We start from the raw sequence: 1,723 nt of genomic DNA, 5'->3' as shown, positions 1-1,723 counted from the left end.
ATCCCTTCCAACCAAAATCTTGAAATTATCTACGCTAATCCTGATGTGCAAAAACACCTGAAAAAATTCAAATTGGCACCAAATATAACAAACCCCGAAAAATGGGATAATTTTGTGGCGGCTAATAAAAATAACCCAGAGTTTCTCAATGAACTTGCAAAAACCTTTGGAGTGATAACGCCTCCCGGCTTCTCTGACTGGGTAAACGATACCCAACCAACCTGGGATGATATTACTTTCCTGAGGTTTTATCACGACCACCCTGCAGAAGCTGCAAAGTACTTGAAAAACCCGGCATCACAACCGCCCTATATTCTCTACGATGTCATAAAAGCCTCTCTCTTTCCGGGAAATGAACCTATAACTGAATTGTGGAAGACCATAGAAGGCATTATGCCTTATTTCAATAAAAAATTTGGTGTTGATGCGGCAAGGCTCGACATGGGACATGCTCTACCAGTTGAACTCGAAAAATCAATAATCCAGAAAGCTCACAAAACTGACCCTGCCTTCGCTGTGATAGCAGAAGAACTCGTCATGGAAAACGATGAAAAGTCCAAAAAATCCGGATACAGCGGGATACTCGGTAACACATGGTGGATGGAATCGAGAATAGAAGAAGGAAAACTAAAGGAACTTTGCTATAAAGTGCTCCCGAATTTGAAGATTTCGACATTGGGAGCTGCTGAAACACCTGATACTCCCAGAGCTGCAACTAGAAAAGGTGAAAAGCTTTTCTCAAAGTTCGCCACCACGTTGAATTACTTTTTGCCCAATGCAATTCCTTTTGTCAACTCTGGACAGGAGATATTTGAAATTCAACCGATGAATTTGGGTTTGGATAACAGTGAAGAGGGAAGATTTGTTTTACCAAGAGACGACAGATTTTATGGGAAGCTCGCTTTTTTCGACCACTACGTGCTTCACTGGAATTCGAATGACAATATGATAAAACTCATATCATCCCTTTCAAAAGTTCGCTCTGAAAATCTCGATCTTATAACTCCTGACTACCTGAGACTACTTTTTGAAAATGAAACGAGACTCATTGGATATTTATATTGGAATTCAAAAAAAGGACTGCTCCTGATAGCCAATGCAGACCTTTACAATTCAAAAGAAATCTTCATAGATCTGGGATATTACACCTGGAAAGAAAAGCATGATGTTAGGTGGCGCATAAGAAATTATAGAGAAGACAATTCCCTGTGGAAAACCTCTGGGACATTGAATTTTACCGCGAGTCCCGGGGAGATAATGATAGCAACAATAGAATAAAAAACAGGCTGAAAAGCCTGTTTTTTTATTCGTTGGGTTTAACTAAAAATTTTATAGCTGTTCTCACTTCACCGTCAATTTCTACGTCGGCAAAGGATGGTAAGCAAACCAGATTAATTCCGCTCGGAGCAACATATCCCCTGGCGATTGCTATCGCTTTTACAGCCTGGTTTACAGCGCCTGCACCAATTGCCTGTACCTCTGCTATCCCCTTTTCCCTAATAACCCCGGCTAAAGCACCAGCAACTGCATTGGGTTTAGAGCTAGATGCTACTTTCAAAACCTCCATGGATGCTACCTCCTTTGTGTCCCTTGCAACAACCGGAAGATGGCGCGCCCGGCAGGATTTGAACCCGCAACCATCGGATCCGAAGTCCGATGCTCTATCCAGTTGAGCCACGGGCGCGCATAACAAAATGGGGTGGCTGGCGGGATTTGAACCCGC

At 42.5% G+C, this 1,723-nt stretch carries 2 protein-coding genes and 1 tRNA gene; 1 reads left to right on the top strand and 2 read right to left on the bottom strand.

Translation table 11 applies throughout. The features are described from left to right. Positions 1 to 1,278, top strand: a 1,278-nt coding sequence (locus AC3LHT_RS09475) for an alpha-amylase family protein (RefSeq protein ID WP_488662718.1), incomplete at its 5' end; no start/stop codon positions are given. Positions 1,279 to 1,303: 25 nt separating this feature from the next. On the opposite strand, the gene AC3LHT_RS09470 is transcribed toward AC3LHT_RS09475, so the two are convergent. Beyond that, entirely contained in the window at positions 1,304 to 1,567 is a 264-nt protein-coding gene (locus tag AC3LHT_RS09470; RefSeq protein ID WP_290645606.1) for a stage V sporulation protein S, read from the bottom strand. A 40-nt stretch (positions 1,568 to 1,607) separates the two neighbouring features. Beyond that, positions 1,608 to 1,684, bottom strand: a tRNA-Arg gene (locus AC3LHT_RS09465). Between the last annotated feature and the right edge of the window lie 39 nt (positions 1,685 to 1,723).

It is taken from the genome of Kosmotoga sp. (assembly GCF_982836095.1).
Note: the sequence above shows the minus strand (reverse complement) of the source record. Positions and strands in the feature narration are given on the sequence as shown.